This is a genomic window from Actinoplanes sp. CA-131856, from assembly GCF_050956135.1.
Classification (GTDB): Bacteria; Actinomycetota; Actinomycetes; order Mycobacteriales; family Micromonosporaceae; genus Actinoplanes.
The window spans coordinates 9,690,111-9,710,057 of record NZ_CP191849.1; the positions used below are offsets into that span (position 1 = coordinate 9,690,111).

The following is a 19,947-nucleotide window of genomic DNA, read 5'->3' on the forward strand; positions in this document are numbered from 1 at the left end:
CGCTCTCAGCGGATTTCACGCTTGTTACGAATGTGCTGTCAATATGGACTGTCATCGATTGCCCGTTGGTACCGTTTCCGGGGCGGAAAGATCGGGTATTTCGCGGCCATGGACACGGGCGGCACGACGATCGATCCCGAACTGGCCGAGCTGGCCGAGGCCCACGATCTGCACACGCTCGGCGTCGAGGAGGAATATCTCCTGGTCGACGCGGTCGAGCCACGCGCCGTGGAGGCGGTCGAGGAGGTCTTCGACCAGCTGCCGGCCGACCTGCGCCCCTCGGTGCAGCACGAGTACATGCGCAGCCAGATCGAGGTGGCGAGCCCGCCACAACTCGAGCTCGGCGCCCTGTCGGACGCGTTGAGCGGCCTGCGGGCCGGCGTGGCCGCCGCCGCCGAGCGGGCCGGCAGCCGGCTGCTGGCCATGGGCACCGGGCCGGTGGCCGGGCCGCACATCCGCGTCGTCGACAACCCGCGCTACCACCGGATGCAGGAGCGCTTCGGCGACCTCTCCCCCGGCGCCGGCATGTGCGGCACCCACGTGCACGTCAGCATCCCCGACGACGAGACCGGCGTGCAGGTCCTCAACCACCTGCGCCCCTGGCTGCCGATCTTCCAGGCCGCGACGGTGAACTCGCCGCTGTTCAAGGGGCGCGACACCGGATATGCGAGCTGGCGCTACATGATGTGGGAGCGCTGGCCCACCGTCGGACCGGCGCCCTACCTGGAGTCGTACGAGCACTATCTGACGCTCATCTCCGACCTCGAGGCGAGCGGCGCCATGCTCGACGAGGGAATGCTCTACTGGTACGCCCGGCTCTCGGCCACCTATCCGACCATCGAGATCCGGATGGGCGATGTCATGCCCACGGCCGACGACGCGGTGCTGATGGCCGCGCTCGCCCGGGCCCTGGTCGCCACGCTGCTGAACGAGGTCCGCGACGGCCGTCCGGCCCCGGTCGTTCCGGACACCCTGCTGGTGGCGGCGCACTGGCGGGCCGCGCGCGACGGGCTCGAGGGCGTCAACATCGACATGGCCACCCGCGAGCCGAGGCCCGCGTGGCGGCTGATGCGCCAGCTCTTCGACTACGTGCGCCCCGAACTCGAACGCCACGGCGACCTGGAGCACGCGACCGTCCTTCTCGGACGACTGCGCTCGCAGGGCACCGGGGCCGCCCGGCAGCGCGCCGTCCTGGCCCAGAAGGGCACGGTCGCCGATGTGGTGGATCAGATGGCCAAGGCCACGCGGGGAGACCTCGGAGGTCAGTAGGCTGGGCTGATGAAGCTCGTCGTGATCGGCGGGGACGCGGCCGGCATGTCGGCCGCGTCGCAGGCCCGCAAGCGCCTCGGAGCCGGCGACCTCGAGATCGTGGTGTTCGAGCGGGGGCGCTTCACGTCGTACTCGGCCTGCGGCATTCCGTACTGGATCGGTGGCGCCGTCGACGAGCGGGACGCGCTCATCGCCCGCACTCCCGAGGAGCATCGCAAGAACGGCATCGACGTCCGGCTCCAGCACGACGTGGTCGGCATCGACCTCGACCGCCGGCAGGTGGTGGCCCACTCCTCGTCCGGCGAGGTGCGGGAGAGCTTCGACCATTTGGTGTACGCAGCCGGCGCGTCCCCGGTCGTGCCGGAGTGGGCGCGCGTGCGGGAGGCCGGCGTCTTCGGTGTGCAGACGCTGGAGGACGGCGACGCCATCCACGCGTGGCTCGACTCTTCGTCCGGTGGGGTCAAGCCCCGGCGAGCGGTCGTGATCGGCGGCGGCTACATCGGCGTCGAGATGGCCGAGGCGATGATCCAGCGCGGCCTCGACGTGACGCTGCTCGAAAAATCGCCGCAGCCCATGGCCAAGACCGCCGACCCGGAGATCGGGCAGATGGTCCAGGACGCCATCCGCGGCCTCGGCATCGACATCGTGACCAACGCCCACGTCGAGGGTCTGGAGACCGCCGGCGGCCGGGTCACCGCGGTCGTCACCCCCGGCGGCTCGCTGCCGGCCGACATCGTGGTGATGGGTCTGGGGGTACGCCCGAACACCGCCATCGCCCGCAGCGCGGGCCTTCCCGTGGGCGCGACCGGGGGCCTGCGCACCGATCTGCGCATGCGGGTCGAGGGTCACGAGGACATCTGGGCGGCCGGCGACTGCGTCGAGACCCGCCACCTGATCACCGGGCGACCGGTCCACGTGCCGCTGGGCACCCACGCCAACAAGCAGGGCCGGGTGGCCGGCATCAACATCGGCGGCGGCTACGCGACGTTCCCGGGCGTGATCGGCACGGCGGTGACGAAGGTGTGCGACCTCGAGGTGGCCCGCACCGGCCTGACGTCACACGAGGCCGAGCAGGCCGGGTACGAGTTCGTGACGGCCACGGTGGAGTCGACGAGCCGGGCCGGCTACTACCCGGGCGCCACGTCGATGACCGTGAAGCTGATCGCCGAGCGGCGCACCGGGCTGCTGCTGGGCGCCCAGATCGTCGGCCGGTCCGAGGCGGCCAAGCGGATCGACGCGCTGGCGCTGGCGGTGTGGAACAGGATGACGGTCGAGGAGATGACGGCCCTCGATCTCAGTTACGCGCCGCCCTTCGCACCGGTGTGGGACCCGGTGTTGATCGCTGCCCGAAAGGCGACGGACGCGGTGCACGCGGGCTGATTCGCCGGATTCGCCGACACCAAGCGCTACCAGGTGATATCGCGCTCGGTAGCGTGACAACCACCGATACGGTCTCGCGCTCGATCTTGCGGCACGGTAGGCATGCAGGATGTCGCCGCAATCTCCCCGTTATCCGACCCCGGCCGGACAGACGACGCGCGGGCGGCATCATCGACCGGAGTCGCTGGCGGACGTGACGTCCGAGCACCCGATCATCGAACCTTCCGCCCTTGCCGCCTCTTCCGCCGGGCTTTCCGACGCCGCTTCGACCGCCGCCGCCTCTTCCACCGGCGCCTCTCCCACCGGCGCCTCGACCGTCGGCGTCATCGAGCGGCCGGAGACCCGTTATCGCCGCGGCAAGCCCGTAGTAAGTTTCGTCGGCGAGCCGGCTTCCGCACCCCGCCAGCGCGGTGCCTCACGCGGCCAGCGTTCCACTCGCGGTGAGCGCTCCAGTCGCGGTGAGCGCTCCACCCGCGGTGAGCGGCCCGCCCGCGGTGGCCGGCACTCGCTCGCCAAGCCGGCCGCCGCCCAGCGGCCGCCGGCCATGGGCAGCCACCGCGCGCCCGGCACCCTGCCGATCGAGTCGTGGCTGCTGATGGGCAAGTCGCGCCAGCAGGTGCTGCTCGCCTCGCTCGTCGCCATCGGCATCCTGCTGCTGGCCATGCCGGCCGAGCAGCGGCGCGAGAGCGTGAACGCGGTGAACGCCGCCGCCCAGGCCGTCGTCGGCGTGCAGCCGAAACCGTCGAAGGCCGCCCCGGCCAAGGACGACGAGGAGCCCACCAAGTCGAAGCCGGCCGGCAACAAGGACGAGAAGCCCGCCGCCGATTCCCCCGCGCCGCCCGGCGACGACACGGCCGCGCCCCAGCCGACCGCCGAAGTGCCCACAGTGGCCCCGAGCGCCACCCCGAGCGCGCAGCAGACCGGCGAGAGCGCGGCCAAGGTCCCCGCGGCCGGTCCCGGCGCCTCGCTGCGCACCACCGGCACCGAAGCGGTCGCGCTCACCTTCGACGACGGCCCCGACCCGGTGCAGACGCCGAAGATCCTGGCCCTGCTGGCCAAGAACGACGTCAAGGCGGTCTTCTGCCTGGTCGGGTCGCAGGTCAAGAAGCACCCCGAGATCGTCCGGCAGATCGTCGACGCCGGCCACACGCTGTGCAACCACACCTGGGATCACAGCCTGAAGATCGGCAAGGACAAGCCCGAGAAGATCAAGGCCGACCTCGACCGTACGAACGCGGCCATCCGCGCCGCCGTGCCGGGCGCCGAGATCCCGTTCTTCCGCGCCCCCGGCGGCAACTTCACCGACCGGCTCGTGGCGGTCGCCGGCGGCGCCGGCATGACGTCGATCTACTGGGAGGTCGACCCGCGCGACTGGGACCATCCCGAGGGTGAGACCGCCGCGCAGCACGTCGCCCGGGTGATCGCCGAGGTGCAGAAGAGCGTGAAGCCCGGCGCCATCGTGCTGTCGCACGACTTCGGCCAGCCCGACACGATCGTGGCGTACGAGAAGCTCCTGCCCTGGTTCAAGGCGAACTTCACGCTGGGCCTGCCGCAGATCCCGGGCCCGCCGCCCTCGGCCCTGCCCACCGAGGCCCCGGCCGCGCCGCCGGCGGTCACCCCTTCGGCGACCCCGCCGGCTGGCACGTAGGACACCAGTAGAGATTGCGCCCGGCCAGCGGGCCGCGCGCGATCTCGGTGCCGCACACCAGGCACGCCTGACCGGGACGGCGGTAGACGTAGACCTCGCCGCCGTGCCGGTCGACGCGTGGCGCCCGCTGCATCGCCTCCGGCGTGTGCTCGGTGTGCACGGTGTCGATGCGGCCCCGGGCCACGCCTTCCTTCATCAGGGCGCGCAGGTCGGTCCAGAGCTCGTCCCACAACTCGGCCCCGATCATGCGCCCCGGCGTGGTGGGCGCCAGCCCGGCCCGGAACAGCACCTCGTTGGCGTAGATCAGCCCACATCCGGCCACGATGGACTGATCGAGCAGCAGCGCGAACAACGGCTTGGTGCTGGCGCGCACCCGCGCGTACGCCACGAGCGGCTCGGCGTCGTCGCGCAGCGGATCGGCGCCCAGCCGGTCGCGTAGCTGCTGCGCCCGCAGCGGATCGAGCACCTCGCACGCGGTCGGCCCGCGCAGCTCGAGCCAGTGCCGCTCGCCCACGATCCGCATCCGCACCTGCCCCACCGGCTCCGGCACGGGCGCCTCACCGTCGGCGAACTTGCCGTACAGCCCGAGGTGAACGTGCACGCTCAGGTCGCCCTCGTAGTGATGGAACAGATGCTTGCCGTACGCCTCGGTGTCGGCCAGCCGCCGCCCGTCGACCTCCCGGGCCCCGCCCGCGAACCGCCCCTGGGGGCTGTTGACCTGCAAAGACTGCCCCGCGAAGAGTTCCCGATGCCGGGCCGCGAGCCGATGAATGGTGTGTCCCTCTGGCACGGCGGCAACGGTACCCGGGCGCACCAGATTCGCACTATCTGAGCCGGTGAGCGGCTTGTGCGACTTCCCCTGGTCAGAGGTGTACGTCTGAGGCAGATCCGGAGCTGTGCCTCCGCCTCACCGCCAGCGGGACTTCGGCCAGCGCATCTGGCGACCGACACTCAAGCGGCTCGATCAGGCTCCGGCGATAAGACCGCTAATCACGCCGACCGCGAGGTCGCGACCGCCCGTCGTCAGGTGCTCACGCGCTTTGACATACCACTTGGCCTTCTCCTCGTCGGGCTCCTTCTCGGCCAGCACGGTCAGGAGCTTGATGACTTCCTCCAGCTTGGCTTCGGCGCGCGGCCATTGGCTCACTGCACGCCTGGCGTGGCCAGTGGGTGCGAAGGCGTGCGACACGCCTCCCCCAAACATCTTCTCCATTCGGGCGAAATACGGAGGCTGTTCTCCGTCCAACCGACGAAGGGACTTCATCACGTCCTGTTCGTCGAAGCCCGTGCGCTCCACGATCGCGCTAACTGAGGCACTGTCGTTGCCTGCATCGCACAGTTCGACGGCAGCCTTGAGCACGGGTAGATCTTTGGTGACCCACAAATCCGTCATGGGAACAAGTGTGCGATCCCAAAGATCGTTAGCAACGGACTTGCTGTCCGACTTACGACAGCAGGTCCCACCTGCGGCGCTTGACCGAGTGCCTCGTCCAAAATAGGTGGCCATTCCATAGCCTGGCTCGACCATCCACAGAGGATGGAACGCCTGTAGAGGGCGCACAGCGAAAGGCAATGGCATGGCAACACTCGGGACGACGGTCCTCTACACGTTCGATGCGACGCAGGCGAGCATCCTCGGCCAGCGCCGAGGGGCCGACGGGCAACTTCCGCCTCGCGGGCATTCCTGGCCCGGCAGCGGGCACCATACTTCCAGCCCTGGCTACGGGTGAAAGCGTGGGGCCGAGATGGGCTCGGCCTCCGCTCCAGTCCTTGTATCTCCTGCTAGAGCCGATTGGCGGCGGCTCAGGCGGCGGATGATGTGTCCTCTGACACGGCCGCAACGGTACCCGGCGTTACTTGAAGGCTGCCTGGTTGCCGGTGACCCAGGCCGCGAACGGGCGCGGAGGACGGCCGGTCAGGGTCTCCACGTCGCTCGTCGGGCCGACCACGGTGGCGGCCGGACCCATGGTCTCCAGGATCGATACTGGGAGGCCGGCTTCTGCCTCGGTGATCTCCTGGACGACGTACGACCTGGTCAAGATGGTGTTGATGATGTCGACCTGGTCGCGGACGGAGAGCGGGGCCGGGCCCGTGATCAGGTAGGGGCCGGGCACCGGATCGGCCGCGGTCAGTTGAGCCACGGCCGCGGCCGCGATGTCGTACGGGTCGACGATGGGCAGCGGCACGTCGGGGTTCGGGGCCCGGACGACGCCGTCGTCGCCCACCCACAGCAGGATGTTGTAGTCGAAACCGGCCGCGCGCAGGAACGTCGACGGCACTCCGGCCTCGGTCAGGGCCCGCTCGCCGGCCCGGTGCCGGGCCGTGACGAAGTTGGCCGCGCCCGAGGGCAGTTCGGTGACGGCGGTGAACGACGACAGCAGGACGACGTGGCCGACGCCGCTCGTGGCGGCCTCGGCGGCGAAGACGGCGCCGTTGTCGTCGGCCATGGTCAGATAGGCGCGGTCGACGCCGGCCAGCGCCCGCCGCACGGCCGCGGCGTCGGTCAGGTCGCCCTCGATCAGGGTGATGTCGGCCGGCAGGTCGGCCTTGCCCGGGTCCCGGACCAGGGCGATCACTTCGTGGCCACGCCCGGAGAGCTGACGGGCGACGTGACCGCCCACGGTTCCGGTCGCGCCGGTGACAAGAATCTTCATGGGGCAACCATCAGGCGCCGTACGCCCGAACGGGAGAGACCCGGTGAGACAGGTATCGCCGGTCCCTGTCTGACCGCTCCCCCGGCGCGCCATGCTGCTTGCATGGATCAGAAGGAGCTCGCCGACTTCCTCCGCCGGCGCCGGGAGCTGCTGCAACCGGCCGAGGTCGGCCTCACCGCGGGCGCCCGCCGCCGCACGCCCGGCCTGCGCCGGCACGAGGTGGCGCAGCTCGCCGGCATGTCGCCCGACTACTACATCCGGCTCGAGCAGGCCCGCGGCCCGCAGCCGTCGCCGCAGATGCTGACCGCGCTGACCCGGGCCCTGCGCCTGACCGCCGACGAGCGCAACCACCTGTTCCACCTGGCCGGACATCCGGCCCCGCCCTCGTACGGGGTCGACGAGCATGTCAGCCCCGGCCTGCTCCGGCTGCTCGACGCCCTCACCGACCTCCCGGCGATGGTCATCTCCGACCTCGGCGTGATCCTCGTGCAGAACCCGATGGGCGTGGCCCTGCTGGGCGAGCAGACGGCGTTCACCGGCCTCGCCCGCAGTTTCGCCTATCGCTGGTTCACCGAGCCGGCGACCCGCGAGCTCTACCCGTCCGAGGACCGCGAGCGCCAGGGCGAGATCCAGGTGGCCGACCTGCGCGCCGCCGTGGCCATGCGCCCGGCCGACCCGCTCGCGCGCCGCCTGGTGGCCGCTCTGCGCGCCGAGAGCCTCGAGTTCGCCGCCCTGTGGGACCGGCACGACGTGGCCGTACGCCGCAGCGACCGCAAACGCATAGTCCATCCCGCCGTGGGTGTCATCGACATCGACTGCGAGGTGCTGGCCACCGCCCGCCAGGACCAGCACCTGCTGGTCTTCACCCCGCGTCCCGGCACCGACGCGGCCGGCCAGTTGGCCCTGCTGAAGGTGGTCGGGCGCCAGAACCTCACCATGGCACCATGAGCACGGTGTGGTTCGTCGGGGTGTCGACCGGACAATCCCTGATCAACAAGGCATTTCCCCTCTGGATGAAAGACCTCGGCCACGAGGTACGCCTGGTCGGCCGGGACCTGCCACTCGATGCACCGGCCGCGCGCTACCGGGCGCTGCTGACCGAGCTGAAGGCCGACGGCGACGCGCTCGGCGCCGTGATCACCTCGCACAAGGTCGCGGTGGTGCGGGACGCCGGCGAGCTGATCGACACCCTCGATCCGCTGGCCGTCGAGTGCGGCGAGGTCAGCGCGCTGCGCCGGGACGGCGGGACGCTGGCCGGCTTCGCGCGTGACCCGCTCTCGATCGGACGGGTCGTCGACGAGATCTGGCCGGAGGGCGATCACGTGCTCTGCCTGGGCGCCGGCGGCAGCGCCATCGCTCTCGGCCGTCACCTGCTGTCACGCCCGTCGCCGCCGGCCGGCCTGGTCTTCACCGACCGCGACGAGGCGGCGGCCCGCCATCTGCGGAAAGTGCTCGACCCGTGGGCCGAGCGGCGGCGGGTGCGCCTCGACGTCCACATCGGCCCCGGCCCGTGGGATCCGCTCGTCACCGCGGCGACGCTCGTGGTCAACGCCACCGGCCTCGGCAAGGACCGGCCGGGCAGCCCGCTCTCCCCCACCGCCGGCTTCCCGGCCGGCACGGTCGTCTGGGACCTGAACTACCGCGGCGATCTGATCCTGTTGCGCCAGGCCCGGACGCGGCCCGACGTGACCACCCACGACGGCTGGAGCCTGTTCTGCCACGGCTGGGCGGCCGCCCTGGGCCCGATCCTCGACCTCCCGGACGAGCCGGCGACGGCTCACCGCTTCGCCGAACTGGCCGCCTCCCTGCACCTCGGCCCGGCATGACCGCCGCGCAGTTCCACGCCGCCGAGGGCGTCGAGGACTGGCGCGTCCTCTACCACGTGGTCGCGTCCCATTTCCGGACGGATTCGTTCGCCGAGGGCGTGGTGTTCGCCGGTGAGATCGGCCGGCTGTCCGGCGAGCACAGACCCCGGGTGGATCTGCGAGACGCCGGTGTCACGGTCATGCTGACGAGCCGCGACGTCGTCCTGGCGCGAGCGATCTCCCAGGCGGCGCGCCGCGCGGGGCTGACGGCCGACCCGGCGGCGGTCCAACTGGTGAACGTCACCATCGACGCGCTGGCCGTCGCCGAGGTTCTGCCGTTCTGGCGGGCACTGCTGGGCTATCGCCAGATCGGCGACGACTATCTGGCCGATCCGGCCGGGCGCGGCCCGGGCGTCGAGTTCCAGGCCATGGACGCTCCCCGGCCGCAACGTAATCGCCTGCACCTCGACGTGGCCGTGCCGCATGATCAGGCCGAGGCGCGGATCGCCGCGGCTCTGGCCGCCGGTGGCCGCCTGGTCTCGGACGAGCACGCCCCGAAGTGGTGGACCCTGGCCGACCCGGAGGGCAACGAGGCGTGCGTGGCGACCTGGCTCGGCCGGACATCGACGTAGCTATTTACAAACAAAGTTAACAGTATTCATACTGAGCCATGCGCCGATCGATGATCTTCGTCATGGCGGCCGCGGTCGCGGCCACGGGTGGCACTGTCTATGTGGGCTCGTCGGCGGGGGTGGCCAGCGCGGCCGCCGCGTGCGCGCCGGCCTGGAGCGCCACCGCCGTCTACGTGAAGGACAATGTCGCTTCGCAGAACGGCCGCAACTACACGGCCAAGTGGTGGACGCAGAACGAGGCGCCCTCCACGCACAGCGGTCAATGGGACGTCTGGGCCGACAACGGCGTCTGCGGGGGCACCACCCCGCCGACGACTCCTCCGGCGACGACTCCACCGGCCACCACGCCGCCGCCCACCACCCCGCCGCCCACGACCCAGCCCCCGGCCACCGGGCTCCCCAAGCGGGCCCTCATCGGCTATCTGCACGCCAGCTTCGCCAACGGGTCCGGATATCTGCGCATGGCCGACGTGCCCAGCAACTGGGACATCATCAACCTCGCCTTCGGCGAGCCCACCAGCGCCACCTCCGGCGACATCCGCTTCACGCTCTGCCCGGCCACCGAATGCCCGGGCGTCGAGTCCGAGGCCGAGTTCGTCGCCGCCATCCGGAACAAGCGGGCGGCCGGCAAGAAGGTGCTGCTCTCCATCGGCGGCGCCAACGGGCAGGTGCAGCTCACCACCACCGCGGCCCGGGACAAGTTCGTCAGCTCGGTCAGCGCCATCATCGACCGCTACGGCCTGGACGGTGTCGATGTCGACTTCGAGGGACACTCGCTCTCGCTGAACACCGGCGACACCGACTTCAAGAACCCGACCACACCGGTCATCGTCAACCTGATCTCGGCGCTGAAGACGCTCAAGGCCCGGTACGGCGCCAACTTCGTGCTCACCATGGCGCCCGAGACCTTCTTCGTCCAGCTCGGCTACCAGTACTACGGATCCGGGCCGTGGGGCGGCCAGGACCCCCGCGCCGGCTCCTACCTTCCGGTCATCTACGCCCTGCGTAACGACCTGACGGTCCTGCACGTCCAGGACTACAACTCGGGCTCCATCATGGGTCTCGACAACCAGTACCACTCGATGGGCGGCGCCGACTTCCACATCGCCATGACCGACATGCTGCTCGCCGGCTTCCCGGTCGCCGGCAACACCGCCAACGTGTTCCCCGCCCTGCGCGAGGACCAGGTCGGTTTCGGGGCCCCGGCCTCGGTCAACGCCGGCAACGGCTATGTCGCCCCGGCCGCCGTCCAGCAGGCGGTCGGCTGTCTGATCAAGGGTACGAACTGCGGGTCGTACACGCCCCGCAGCAGCACCAACCCCAACCTCCGCGGTCTCATGACCTGGTCGATCAACTGGGACAAATTCGCCGGCTGGGAGTTCCAGAACCAGAACGGCGCCTACTTCAAGAACCAGTAACAGACGCGCGTGCCACCATGAACGCATGGTCGACGGTCCGGTGGCGTTCGTGCTCGGTGGCGGAGGAGTGCTCGGAGCGGTCGAGGTGGGCATGCTCCGGGCACTCTTCCGGGCCGGTTTCCGGCCCGACATGGTGGTCGGCACGTCGATCGGCGCGGTGAACGGCGCCCTGGTCGCCGCCGATCCGAGCGAGGCGGTCACCGACCGGCTCGTGCGGCTGTGGACCTCGCCCGAGGCAGCCACGGTCTACGGCGACTCGATCGGCCGGCAGCTGCGCCGGTTCGCCGCCCGCACCCATCTGCACTCGCCCATGCCGCTGCGCCGGCTGCTGGAGAGCGAGCTCGGCGACGCCGCCTCCTTCGCCGACCTCAAGGTGCCGTTCCGCTGCTGCGCGGCCAGCATCGAGCGGGCGGCCGAGCACTGGTTCGACAGCGGGCCGCTGGTCGACGCCGTGCTCGCCTCCTCGGCCGTGCCCGGCCTGCTGCCGCCCATGGAGATCGCCGGGGAGCACTATGTGGACGGTGGGATCGTCAACTCGATCCCGATCAGCGAGGCCGTGCGGGTCGGTGCCAAGCTGATCTTCGTGTTGCAGGTGGGCCGGGTCGAGCGCCCGCTCGCCGTGCCGCGCCGTCCGTGGGAGGTGGCGCAGGTGGCCTTCGAGATCGCCCGCCGGCATCGGTTCGCGCGCGACCTTGCCTTCCTGCCCGACGATGTACGGGTGCACGTCTTACCCAGCGGTGGCGGCGAGGGCCGGGACGACAGCCCGTGGGCCTACCGCGACATGGCCGCCGTGGGCCGCCGCATCAGCCGGGCGTACACGGCCTCACGGCGCTACCTCGCTTCCAACGTCAATCCCCTGCCGGGGCCGGGCGAACGCTGATGCCGCTCCCCCCGGTTTGGATACGCCGCCTCGTCGTAGCCCCCGTCGTCGTCCTGTTGGCCCTCGTACTGGTGACGACCCTGCCGCTCTGGCTCTTCCTCGGCCTGGTCGCGTCGCCGCTGGTTCCCGGGCATCTGCGGGTGCCCCGCCTGGTCCTGCTGGGCATCCTCTACCTCTGCTGGGACGCGGCCGCCCTGGTCGTGCTGGCGGTGCTCTGGGTGTGGGCCGGGTTCGGCCGTCACATCCGTACGCCGGAATTTCAGCTCCGTCATTATCAAGTGACCGGAGCCTTCCTGCGGGTCCTGTTCTGGGTCGCCCGCTGGGCGCTGCATCTGACCGTCGACGTGGTCGGCACCGACCCCGACACCGCCGTCCCCGGCCGGCCCGAGATCGTCGTCAGCCGGCACGCCGGGCCGGGCGACTCGTTCATCCTGATCCACGCGCTGGTCGACTGGTTCGACCGCGAGCCCCGCATCGTGCTCAAGGCCGCCCTGCAGTGGGATCCGGCGGTCGACGTGCTGCTCAACCGGCTGCCCAACCGCTTCATCTCGCCCGGCCGCACCGGCACGTCCACGCTGGAGCAGCAGATCAGCGAGCTCGCGACCGGACTCGACGAGAACGACGCCTTCGTGATCTTCCCGGAGGGCGGCAACTTCACCCCGCGCCGCCGGACCAGGGCGATCGCCCGGCTGCGGGACCGCGGGCTGGCCGAGGTGGCCGACCGGGCCGAGCACCTGCGGCACGTGCTGCCGCCGAAGCCGGGCGGCCTGTTCGCGGCCATCGACGCCGCTCCGGACGCCGGTGTCGTCTTCGTGGCGCACACCGGCCTCGACCGGATGGTGACCGCGGCCGACATCTGGCGGGAGCTGCCGATGGACAAGCGGCTCGTCATGCGGTTCTGGAGCGTCCCGCCCGAGGAGGTGCCGAAGGACGAGGAGGAGCGCGTCGCCTGGCTCTACGACTGGTGGGAGAGGATCGACGCCTGGATCGACGAGAACCGCCCCGCGTTCCGCCCGTTGAGCACGGACTGGACCGCGAGGCGGAGCGCGACGTCAGCTTCCGAGTGACTGATAGAGGCTGTCCGGAGCCTCGGTGATCTCCGAGGCGGCGGGCCGGGTGGCGGTCACCGGGACGCCGTAATCGGTGTAGAGCACCTCGAGGGGCTGCGCGTTCGGGATCTGGATGGTCAGCACCGACAGCCGGCCCTGCTCGTCCAGCCCGGCCGTGAAGGGCACGTTCTGGGCCTGGGTGTTGTCGACGGTCACCTGGGAGACGCCGGCCAGGCCGGCCGCCTTGGTCAGGTCGAGCGTGCCGGCGTAGCTGTTGGCGCCGGTGGCGTGCACGTCGGTGGCCGAGCCGAGCAGGTTCGAGGTGTTCACCGGGTCGATCTCGCCGGGCCGCAGGCCCACGTTGGCGCCCTCGGGCAGCCGGGCCACGTCGACGTGGGTCCACGTGCCGGCCTTGGTGAAGCCGGGCACCTGGAGGTAGAGGTCCTTCTCGATCAGCAGCGTCTTGAGGCTGAGGTCGGCGTTGGAGCCGGTGGCCTTGAGGTCGGCGGTGCCGACACCCTTGGCCGGGTCGATCGCGCCGGCCAGCTTGAAGCCGGTGCCCGACGTCGCCGTGATCGTGAAGCTGGTCGTGCCGAGCTGTGACGTCGCCTTGGTCAGCGCCTCGACGGCGGCCGGGTCGGCCGCGCCGGTGCTCGCGCTGGCCGTCACGCCGCCGGATGACGTGGCGGGCGCGGACGGGGCGGTGGGCGTCGCGTCGCCGTTGGCGCAGCCGGCGAGGGCCAGCGCGGCCGTGGCCGTGGCCGCGAGACCCAGCCCGGCGAGCCGTGGTGTCCGCATGTCGGTTCCTCCTGACCGGCCGGCCTCCGGGTGACGCCGGCAACACCGACATCAATGCCCGAAGGCCGTTCCGGACAAACAGGACCGCTGTCTACGCGCCCATGGCCTTGCGGAACGAGGCCGGCATCTCGACGACCTCACCCGCGGCAGGCTGGGCGATGTCGATCGGGGCGCCCCAGTCGGAGTAGGTCGCGACCATCTTCCCCGCGCCCGCCATGATCGACTCCAGCTCGACCGAGAGCTCGGTGAGCCGGCCCTCGGCGTCGGTCGTGGCGGTGAACGGCACGGCCGCCGCCTTGTCACCCAGCGACTTCAGCATGACCGAGCTGCCCGCCTTGGTCATGTCGAGCGTGCCCTTGAACGCGTGGTCACCGGTCTTCGTCACCCCGGTGGCCGAGGTGATCAATTTCGCCGTGTTGGCCGGATCGGTGTTCTTGACGCTGATCGGGCTGCTCTCCGGCACCTGCGACACGTCGATGTGCATCCACTTGCCCTCGGTGGCGCCGATCGCCGTACCCACCTGGCCCTCGGTCTTGACGTAGAGGTCTTTGCCGACCTGCCGGGTGACCATGGTGCCGGCCGCGCCGAGATCGGTGCTCATCTCCGAAGCCTTGGCCTTGGCGTCGATCGAGCCGGTGCCGCCGACGCCGCCCGCCGCGGTGAGCGTGAACTTCACGGGCGTATCACTGAATTTGGCGTACGCCTGCGTCAGCTCCTCGGAAGCGGAAGCGGGCGCCGTGGTCTCGGGTGCGGCGCTGTCGCCCTTTGGCGTATCACTGCTGCAACCGCCGGCCACCAGGGCCGCGGCGAACGCGAGACCGGCCAGGGCGGATCGTCGAATACTCATCATTGAGCTCCCCGTCGATGTGCCAATATCAAATTTGTCGATGTCCGGGCGGACGGCCGCCACCGTATCCGAGGGGTGTGACGCCCGCCTCCGAAGCGCACGCGGCATGATTGCCGTGGCAGAAACCGCTCACCCCTCGGGAGGACCCGTGAGATTCGAGATCAGCAAGGTCCTCGACGCCATCGAGGCCCGGCTCACCACCGACCCCGCCCTCGCCCGCGCGGTGGTCGATATGTCGGAGATCATCCGATACGCGGACCTCGACGGCGGTCGCCCGGCCAGCTCCGTGCGGCTGGGCCTGGTCCTCGACGCGCTCGGACTGCGCTTCGCCGAGGAGAACGTCCCGGTCTACGTGGTGGTGCCCCGCGGTCTGCTTTCCGACACCGATCTGACCTCGAACGAGCGAATGGTCATCCGCCGTTGGGCTGACGACGGCAAGGTCGAGGTGGTCCCCCAGCTCGACGGCCGCGTCTTCGAGGCGGCCGACCTGCTCGGCGTGCCGGTGCTGACCCGCAGCCGGGCCGACCGTGAGCGCGAGCGCTACCCCTGGGTCGACGAGCCGGGCCGCCTGCTGGCCGCGGTCGCCGGCGAGGGCGGCACCACCGTGCTGGTTCCCCGGGTCGGCCGCAACGAGCCGCCACGGCCGCCCGAGCGCTCGGCGATGGGCGACCGGCTGCTGGCCCGCGTGTGGAGCTGCCCCGAGCCGAACTGTGCCAGCTACGGCAGCGGGGGCGACCCCGACAGCTTCTTCGCCGACATGCGCACCTTCACCAGCCCGGTCTCGCAGCCGCCGCCGGCCCTGCGCGGCGGGGTGCCGACCTGCCCCCGGCACGGCGCCCGGCTCAAGGACGCCGGTCAACGGGCGGCGGTCGAGGTTCTTTCCGTACGCATCGACGGGGTCATCCGGCGCCGGTTCGTGGTCTCGACCGACGAGCCGGTGGTCGTCGGCCGCGCGCCCGAGGGCTCCGGGGTCATGCTCGGCCAGTGGCTCACCGACGACGCCCGCAAGTGGATCAGCCGCGGCCACGTGAAGTTCACGCTGCGCCCCGACGGCACGCTGACCGTGCAGGACGTGAGCACGAACGGCAGCGGCGTGCGGCCCGGCGGCTCGGCCGACGACGACGCCCGGCTCACCCTGCGCCGGGGCGAGACCCGCACGCTCGGCCCCGAGGACGTGGTGGAGCTCTACGCCAACGTCAACGTGGGCCGCGCGAGCATGTGGGCCACCGGCGGCGTCGCCCAGCCCCAGTCGGTGATGGGCGAGGCGCCGACGATGGCCCTGCGCAAGTTCGAACGCTAAGCGGCTTCCTTCAGGATCGCCGCCAGCTGGTCCACCGCGTGGTCGATCTCGGCCTCGGTGACGACCAGCGGCGGCGCCAGCCGGATGGTCGAGCCGTGGGTGTCCTTGGCCAGCACGCCGCGCTCGGCCAGCAGCTCGCAGGCGCGGCGGCCGGTCATCAGGGCCGGGTCGATGTCGACACCGGCCCACAGGCCCCGCCCGCGCACCGCGATCAGGCCACGCCCGACCAGCTCACCGAGCCGCGTGTGCAGCCGCTCACCCAGCTCGGCCGAGCGCTTCTGGAACTCGCCGGTGGCCAGCAGGCGTACCACCTCGTGGCCGACCGCGCAGGCCAGCGGGTTGCCGCCGAAGGTCGAGCCGTGCTCGCCCGGCTTGAGCACACCCAGCACGTCACGGTCGGCGGCCACGGCCGAGACCGGCACGATGCCGCCGCCGAGCGCCTTGCCGAGCACGTACATGTCGGGGACGACGCCCTCGTGCTCGATCGCGAAGGTGCGGCCGGTGCGGCCCAGCCCCGACTGGATCTCGTCGGCGATCATCAGCACGTTCTGGGCGGTGCAGAGCTCGCGGACGCCCGCGAAATATCCGGTCGGCGGCACGAGCACGCCGGCCTCGCCCTGGATGGGCTCCAGCAGCACGGCCACCGTGTTCGGCGTGACCGCCGCGGCCAGCGCCTCGAGGTCGCCGTAGGGAACCACGACGAAGCCCGGGGTGTACGGCCCGAAGTCGGCCCGCGCGTCCGGATCGGTCGAGAAGCTGACGATCGTGGTCGTACGCCCGTGGAAGTTGTCGGCGGCCACGATGATCTCGGCACGCTCGTTCTCGACGCCCTTGACCTGGTAACCCCACTTGCGGGCCACCTTGATCGCGGTCTCGACGGCCTCGGCGCCGGTGTTCATCGGCAGCACCAGCTCCTTGCCGCACAGCTCGGCCAGCGAGCGGCAGAAGGCGGCGAACTGGTCGTGCACGAACGCCCGGCTGGTCAGCGTGACCCGGTCGAGCTGGGCGTGCGCGGCCGCGATCAGCTCCGGGTGGCGGTGGCCGAAGTTCAGCGCCGAATAGCCGGACAGGAAGTCGAGGTAGCGCCGGCCGTCGACGTCGGTGACCCAGGCGCCGTCGCCCTCGGCCACCACGACGGGCAGCGGGTGGTAGTTGTGCGCGGTGTACCGCTCCGCCTCGGCGAGCTCACCAGGCGTGCGCTGGTCGACGGTCGTCACGAACGTACCTCCAGGGTGCAGCACTTGGGTCCGCCACCGGCCTTGCGAAGCTCGGAGACGTCGACCCCGACGGTCTGATATCCGGCGGCGCGCAGCGCCCCGGCGAGATGAGTGGCCTGTTCCGGCAGGACCACCGTACGGCCGTCGCTCACCGCGTTGAGGCCGAGAACGGCCGCGTCCTCCGCATTGGCGATCACCGCGTGCGGGAACAGCTGCCGCAGGACGGCCTGCGAGCCCGGGGAGAAGGCGGACGGCAGGTACGCCACGTTGGTCTCGTCGAGCACGCAGAGCGCGGTGTCGAGGTGGTAGTACGCCGGGTCGACCAGCTGGAGGGTGATCACCGGGCGCTGGAGCGCCTCCTGCGTCTCGGCGTGCGAGGCGTGCGACGTCCGGAAGCCGGTGCCGGCCAGCAGCACGTCGCCGGCGAGCAGGATGTCGCCCTCGCCCTCGTTCGTGTGCTTGGGCTCGATCACGGTGAAGCCACGCTCGCGGAACCAGGACGCGTACGCCGGGGCCTCGTCGGCCCGCTCGGCGTCGCGGAACTGCACGGCCAGCACCCGGCCGTCGACCACGGTGGCGCCGTTGGCCGAGAACACCATGTCGGGCAGGCCCGGCAGCGGATCGATCAGCTCGACGGTGTGGCCCAGGTCGAGGTACGTCTGCCGGAGGCTCTCCCACTGGCGGACGGCGAGCGCGTTGTCGTAGGGCGCCGTGGGATCCATCCACGGATTGATCCGATAGGTGACGGCGAAGTGGGTGGGCCGGCACATCAGGTAGCGGCGCGGCGAGGCCGTGGTGTTCATGGCAGAAACGCTAGAGCCGCCACCCCGCACGATGCCCTGGTTCAACCATGCGCCTGACTTTCGATCATTGCGTGCTCAGGCGCCGGGACGGTGATTCGTTGCGTGGGGCCTCAAACACCTCGCGGGCGGCCTGAACCAGGCCGCCCGCGGAGGGTGAATGGGTGCCGGCGAACCGCCGGGTTTTTCGGGGCGGGAAGGGTGGTGACCCATCCCGGTTCCGAGGGGTGCGCCCGGCTTCATTGCTGGCCGCAACAGTTACTTACCCGTCAGAAACGGTCGACAAACTGTGCATCAAGCCACTCGCGAAGATTGTTCACGGGCTGCATGTCGGTGCCCAGCCAGTTCAGCGAACCGGTGAGGGCCAGGATGCCGAGCACGATCGCGCCGAGCGAGAAGATCATGCCGAGCAGGGCGTCCGACTTGCCGGCGACGTGCCGCTTGCCGGTGGCGTGGATGCCGCTCAGCGACAGGATCAGGGCCAGACCGGCGACGCCGATGCCGTAGCCCAGCAGCGGGCCCGACAGCACCAGGAACACCGAGGCCACACCGAGGATCAGGCCGAGGGTGGCCAGCAGGCTGGCCCGCGGCTTGGGGCCGGCCGGCTCGACCGGCACCGGCTGCGCCGGCTCGGCCTTCTTCTGCTCCAGCGTGGGCGGCTCGTCGCGGTCGGTCCGGCGCGGGGGCGTCCGGTCGACGACGGCGCTGCCGGTGGGGCGGCCCACCGAGGGCGGGGGCGGCGGCGGGCCGAGCTTGCGCTCGGTCGTGGTGGGCGCCGCCGGAAGATCGGCGGTCGCGTCGGGGTCACGCCGCGGCCGCACGGGGGAGGTAGTGGCCGGCGGGGCGGGAGTCTCCGTGGTATCGGTCTCGGTCTGGCGGGAGAACGTCGGGATCCTCACGTCAGCACCTCCTTGAGCGGTATGGGGGATGACAGTTCTCTACCCCGAACGCTCAGGAAACACACAACGGGCGCGCGGCCACCGGCCACGCGCCCGTCTTTTCGCAGGTCAGGAGATGGGCGCGCCGCTCGGGTTCACCTGGTTGGCCCGGCTGATCACGTGGTCGATCAGGCCGTACTCCCGCGCCTGGTCGGCCGTGAACCAGCGGTCACGGTCGGAGTCACGCTCGATCTCCTCCGGGGTGTGCCCGGTGTGGAAGGCGATGCGCTCGTTCATCGTCTGCTTGATGTGCAGCATGCTCTCGGCTTGGATGGCGATGTCGGCCGCGGTGCCGCCGATGCCGCCCGAGAGCTGGTGCATCATGATCCGCGCGTGCGGCAGCGCGTAGCGCTTGCCCGGCGTGCCCGCGCAGAGCAGGAACTGGCCCATCGAGGCCGCCATGCCCATCGCGATCGTCGCCACGTCGTTCTTGATGTACTGCATCGTGTCGTACACCGCCATGCCGGCGCTGATCGAACCGCCCGGCGAGTTGATGTAGAGCGCGATGTCCTTCTCGCTGTCGGCGGAGGCGAGCAGCAGCAGCTGGGCGCAGATCCGGTTGGTCACCTCGTCGTTGACCTCGCTGCCCAGGAAGATGATCCGCTCGCGCAGGAGCCGCTCGAACACCTGGTCGTCGAAGGATGCGCCGCCGGCCCGCATAATCAACTCGTCAACACTCATGACAACACCCTCTCGCATCCGTCTGGGGGCCCGTCACTCGACCGGCCGTTCGACGCCTTAAAGCTTTACGCAGGAACGCCCGGTCTCCCAGCGATTCCCCTGTCGGCGAATCAGCTCTGGGCATAACGGGGCCGGCCGATCAGCAGTTGGTGGCTACACCCTTGCCGAACTTGCAGGTGTTGATCACCTTGCCGGCCGGGTTGCGCAGGGTCGCGGTGTCGCCGGTGTTGTTCCAGATGTAGTTGCCGGAACCCCAGTAGCGGTCGGCCGCCGAGGGCTTCCCGGCCGTTCCCTTGCCGGTGTGCACGACCACCGACTTGCCGGGGGCCAGGGCGTAGGCGCCGAACTTGTACACGTGGTTGGCCGCGTCGCGGACCGTGAAGTTCTTCAGCTGGATCGTCTTCTTCGTGCTGTTGGTCAGCCGGAACCACTCGGCGTTCAGGCTGGCGTTGCTGCGGGTGTCCGAGCCCGGCGAGTCGTAGTAGATCCGGCTGAAATAGACCGGCGCCTCGGCCGCCTGCGCCGGCGTGGCCACCGCGAAGCCCAGCATGGACGCCGCGGCCGCCGCCACGAAGAACCTCTTCTTCACTCTGTCTGCCTTTCCTCGAGAACGGAGCAGCCGATGTTGCCC

General features: G+C 70.7%; 20 protein-coding genes. 10 read left to right on the plus strand and 10 right to left on the minus strand.

Features of this window, described 5'->3' with window-relative positions; all coding sequences use genetic code 11:
• Positions 1-108 precede the first annotated feature (108 nt).
• The 3 genes from ACQP2X_RS44495 (at position 109) to ACQP2X_RS44505 (ending at position 4,297) form a co-directional block, all read left to right on the plus strand.
• Entirely contained in the window at positions 109-1,269 is a 1,161-nt protein-coding gene (locus ACQP2X_RS44495) for a carboxylate-amine ligase (protein WP_498692202.1), read from the plus strand.
• A gap of 9 nt (positions 1,270-1,278) precedes the next feature.
• On the plus strand, positions 1,279-2,649 hold the full coding sequence (locus ACQP2X_RS44500; protein WP_498692204.1) for an FAD-dependent oxidoreductase: 1,371 nt from the start codon (positions 1,279-1,281) through the stop codon (positions 2,647-2,649).
• Positions 2,650-2,842: 193 nt separating this feature from the next.
• Complete coding sequence (locus tag ACQP2X_RS44505; RefSeq protein ID WP_498692205.1) at positions 2,843-4,297, plus strand: polysaccharide deacetylase family protein; 1,455 nt, start codon at positions 2,843-2,845, stop codon at positions 4,295-4,297.
• Here the strand turns inward: ACQP2X_RS44505 and ACQP2X_RS44510 are convergent.
• From ACQP2X_RS44510 to ACQP2X_RS44520, 3 genes are all read right to left on the minus strand, one after another.
• A complete protein-coding gene (locus ACQP2X_RS44510; protein ID WP_498692207.1) occupies positions 4,263-5,087 on the minus strand; it encodes an Fpg/Nei family DNA glycosylase in 825 nt (274 codons plus the stop codon). The two genes, ACQP2X_RS44505 and ACQP2X_RS44510, sit on opposite strands and share 35 nt — an antisense overlap.
• Positions 5,088-5,261: 174 nt before the next feature.
• Entirely contained in the window at positions 5,262-5,690 is a 429-nt protein-coding gene (locus tag ACQP2X_RS44515) for a hypothetical protein (protein WP_498692209.1), read from the minus strand.
• Between the two features lie 460 nt (positions 5,691-6,150).
• Positions 6,151-6,951, minus strand: a complete 801-nt coding sequence (locus ACQP2X_RS44520) for an SDR family oxidoreductase (protein ID WP_498692211.1) — start codon at positions 6,949-6,951, stop codon at positions 6,151-6,153.
• 102 nt (positions 6,952-7,053) lie between these two features.
• On the opposite strand from ACQP2X_RS44520, the gene ACQP2X_RS44525 reads away from it, so the two are divergent.
• From ACQP2X_RS44525 to ACQP2X_RS44550, 6 genes are read left to right on the plus strand one after another with little or no spacing between them, the layout of a single operon-like run.
• Positions 7,054-7,899, plus strand: coding sequence for a helix-turn-helix transcriptional regulator (locus ACQP2X_RS44525; RefSeq protein WP_498692213.1), 846 nt, complete (start codon positions 7,054-7,056; stop codon positions 7,897-7,899).
• The gene (locus ACQP2X_RS44530; protein WP_498692215.1) at positions 7,896-8,777 is read left to right on the plus strand and encodes a shikimate dehydrogenase family protein; all 882 of its coding nucleotides are present in this window, start codon (positions 7,896-7,898) and stop codon (positions 8,775-8,777) included. The genes ACQP2X_RS44525 and ACQP2X_RS44530 overlap by 4 nt, the downstream gene beginning before the upstream one ends.
• Entirely contained in the window at positions 8,774-9,388 is a 615-nt protein-coding gene (locus ACQP2X_RS44535) for a 4a-hydroxytetrahydrobiopterin dehydratase family protein (RefSeq protein WP_498692216.1), read from the plus strand. The genes ACQP2X_RS44530 and ACQP2X_RS44535 overlap by 4 nt, the downstream gene beginning before the upstream one ends.
• Before the next feature lie 38 nt (positions 9,389-9,426).
• Positions 9,427-10,806, plus strand: coding sequence for a glycosyl hydrolase family 18 protein (locus tag ACQP2X_RS44540; protein ID WP_498692218.1), 1,380 nt, complete (start codon positions 9,427-9,429; stop codon positions 10,804-10,806).
• Positions 10,807-10,831: 25 nt separating this feature from the next.
• Positions 10,832-11,686: a patatin-like phospholipase family protein gene (locus ACQP2X_RS44545; protein ID WP_498692219.1), complete on the plus strand. Its 855-nt coding sequence runs from the start codon at positions 10,832-10,834 to the stop codon at positions 11,684-11,686.
• Positions 11,686-12,753 carry a 1-acyl-sn-glycerol-3-phosphate acyltransferase gene (locus ACQP2X_RS44550; RefSeq protein ID WP_498692220.1) on the plus strand — a complete coding sequence of 356 codons (1,068 nt, stop codon included), beginning with the start codon at positions 11,686-11,688 and terminating at the stop codon, positions 12,751-12,753. Before ACQP2X_RS44545 ends, ACQP2X_RS44550 begins: the two co-directional genes overlap by 1 nt.
• On the opposite strand, the gene ACQP2X_RS44555 is transcribed toward ACQP2X_RS44550, so the two are convergent.
• Entirely contained in the window at positions 12,739-13,533 is a 795-nt protein-coding gene (locus tag ACQP2X_RS44555) for a hypothetical protein (protein WP_498692221.1), read from the minus strand. The two genes, ACQP2X_RS44550 and ACQP2X_RS44555, sit on opposite strands and share 15 nt — an antisense overlap.
• Positions 13,534-13,624: 91 nt before the next feature.
• A complete protein-coding gene (locus tag ACQP2X_RS44560) occupies positions 13,625-14,380 on the minus strand; it encodes a hypothetical protein (protein ID WP_498692222.1) in 756 nt (251 codons plus the stop codon).
• A 148-nt stretch (positions 14,381-14,528) separates the two neighbouring features.
• Between ACQP2X_RS44560 and ACQP2X_RS44565 the strand changes: the two genes are divergently transcribed.
• Positions 14,529-15,680 (plus strand): FHA domain-containing protein, encoded by a 1,152-nt coding sequence (locus ACQP2X_RS44565; RefSeq protein WP_498692224.1) that lies wholly within the window; start codon positions 14,529-14,531, stop codon positions 15,678-15,680.
• Here ACQP2X_RS44565 and rocD read toward each other — a convergent pair.
• The 5 genes from rocD to ACQP2X_RS44590 form a co-directional block, all read right to left on the minus strand.
• Positions 15,677-16,897 carry an ornithine--oxo-acid transaminase gene (gene rocD, locus ACQP2X_RS44570; RefSeq protein ID WP_498692226.1) on the minus strand — a complete coding sequence of 407 codons (1,221 nt, stop codon included), beginning with the start codon at positions 16,895-16,897 and terminating at the stop codon, positions 15,677-15,679. The two genes, ACQP2X_RS44565 and rocD, sit on opposite strands and share 4 nt — an antisense overlap.
• The gene (gene ddaH / locus ACQP2X_RS44575; RefSeq protein WP_498692228.1) at positions 16,894-17,700 is read right to left on the minus strand and encodes a dimethylargininase; all 807 of its coding nucleotides are present in this window, start codon (positions 17,698-17,700) and stop codon (positions 16,894-16,896) included. Before ddaH ends, rocD begins: the two co-directional genes overlap by 4 nt.
• 266 nt (positions 17,701-17,966) lie before the next feature.
• Positions 17,967-18,596: a hypothetical protein gene (locus tag ACQP2X_RS44580; RefSeq protein WP_498692230.1), complete on the minus strand. Its 630-nt coding sequence runs from the start codon at positions 18,594-18,596 to the stop codon at positions 17,967-17,969.
• 108 nt (positions 18,597-18,704) lie between these two features.
• The gene (locus tag ACQP2X_RS44585) at positions 18,705-19,316 is read right to left on the minus strand and encodes an ATP-dependent Clp protease proteolytic subunit (RefSeq protein WP_498692232.1); all 612 of its coding nucleotides are present in this window, start codon (positions 19,314-19,316) and stop codon (positions 18,705-18,707) included.
• Between the two features lie 139 nt (positions 19,317-19,455).
• Positions 19,456-19,905, minus strand: coding sequence for a lamin tail domain-containing protein (locus ACQP2X_RS44590; protein ID WP_498692234.1), 450 nt, complete (start codon positions 19,903-19,905; stop codon positions 19,456-19,458).
• Positions 19,906-19,947 lie beyond the last annotated feature (42 nt).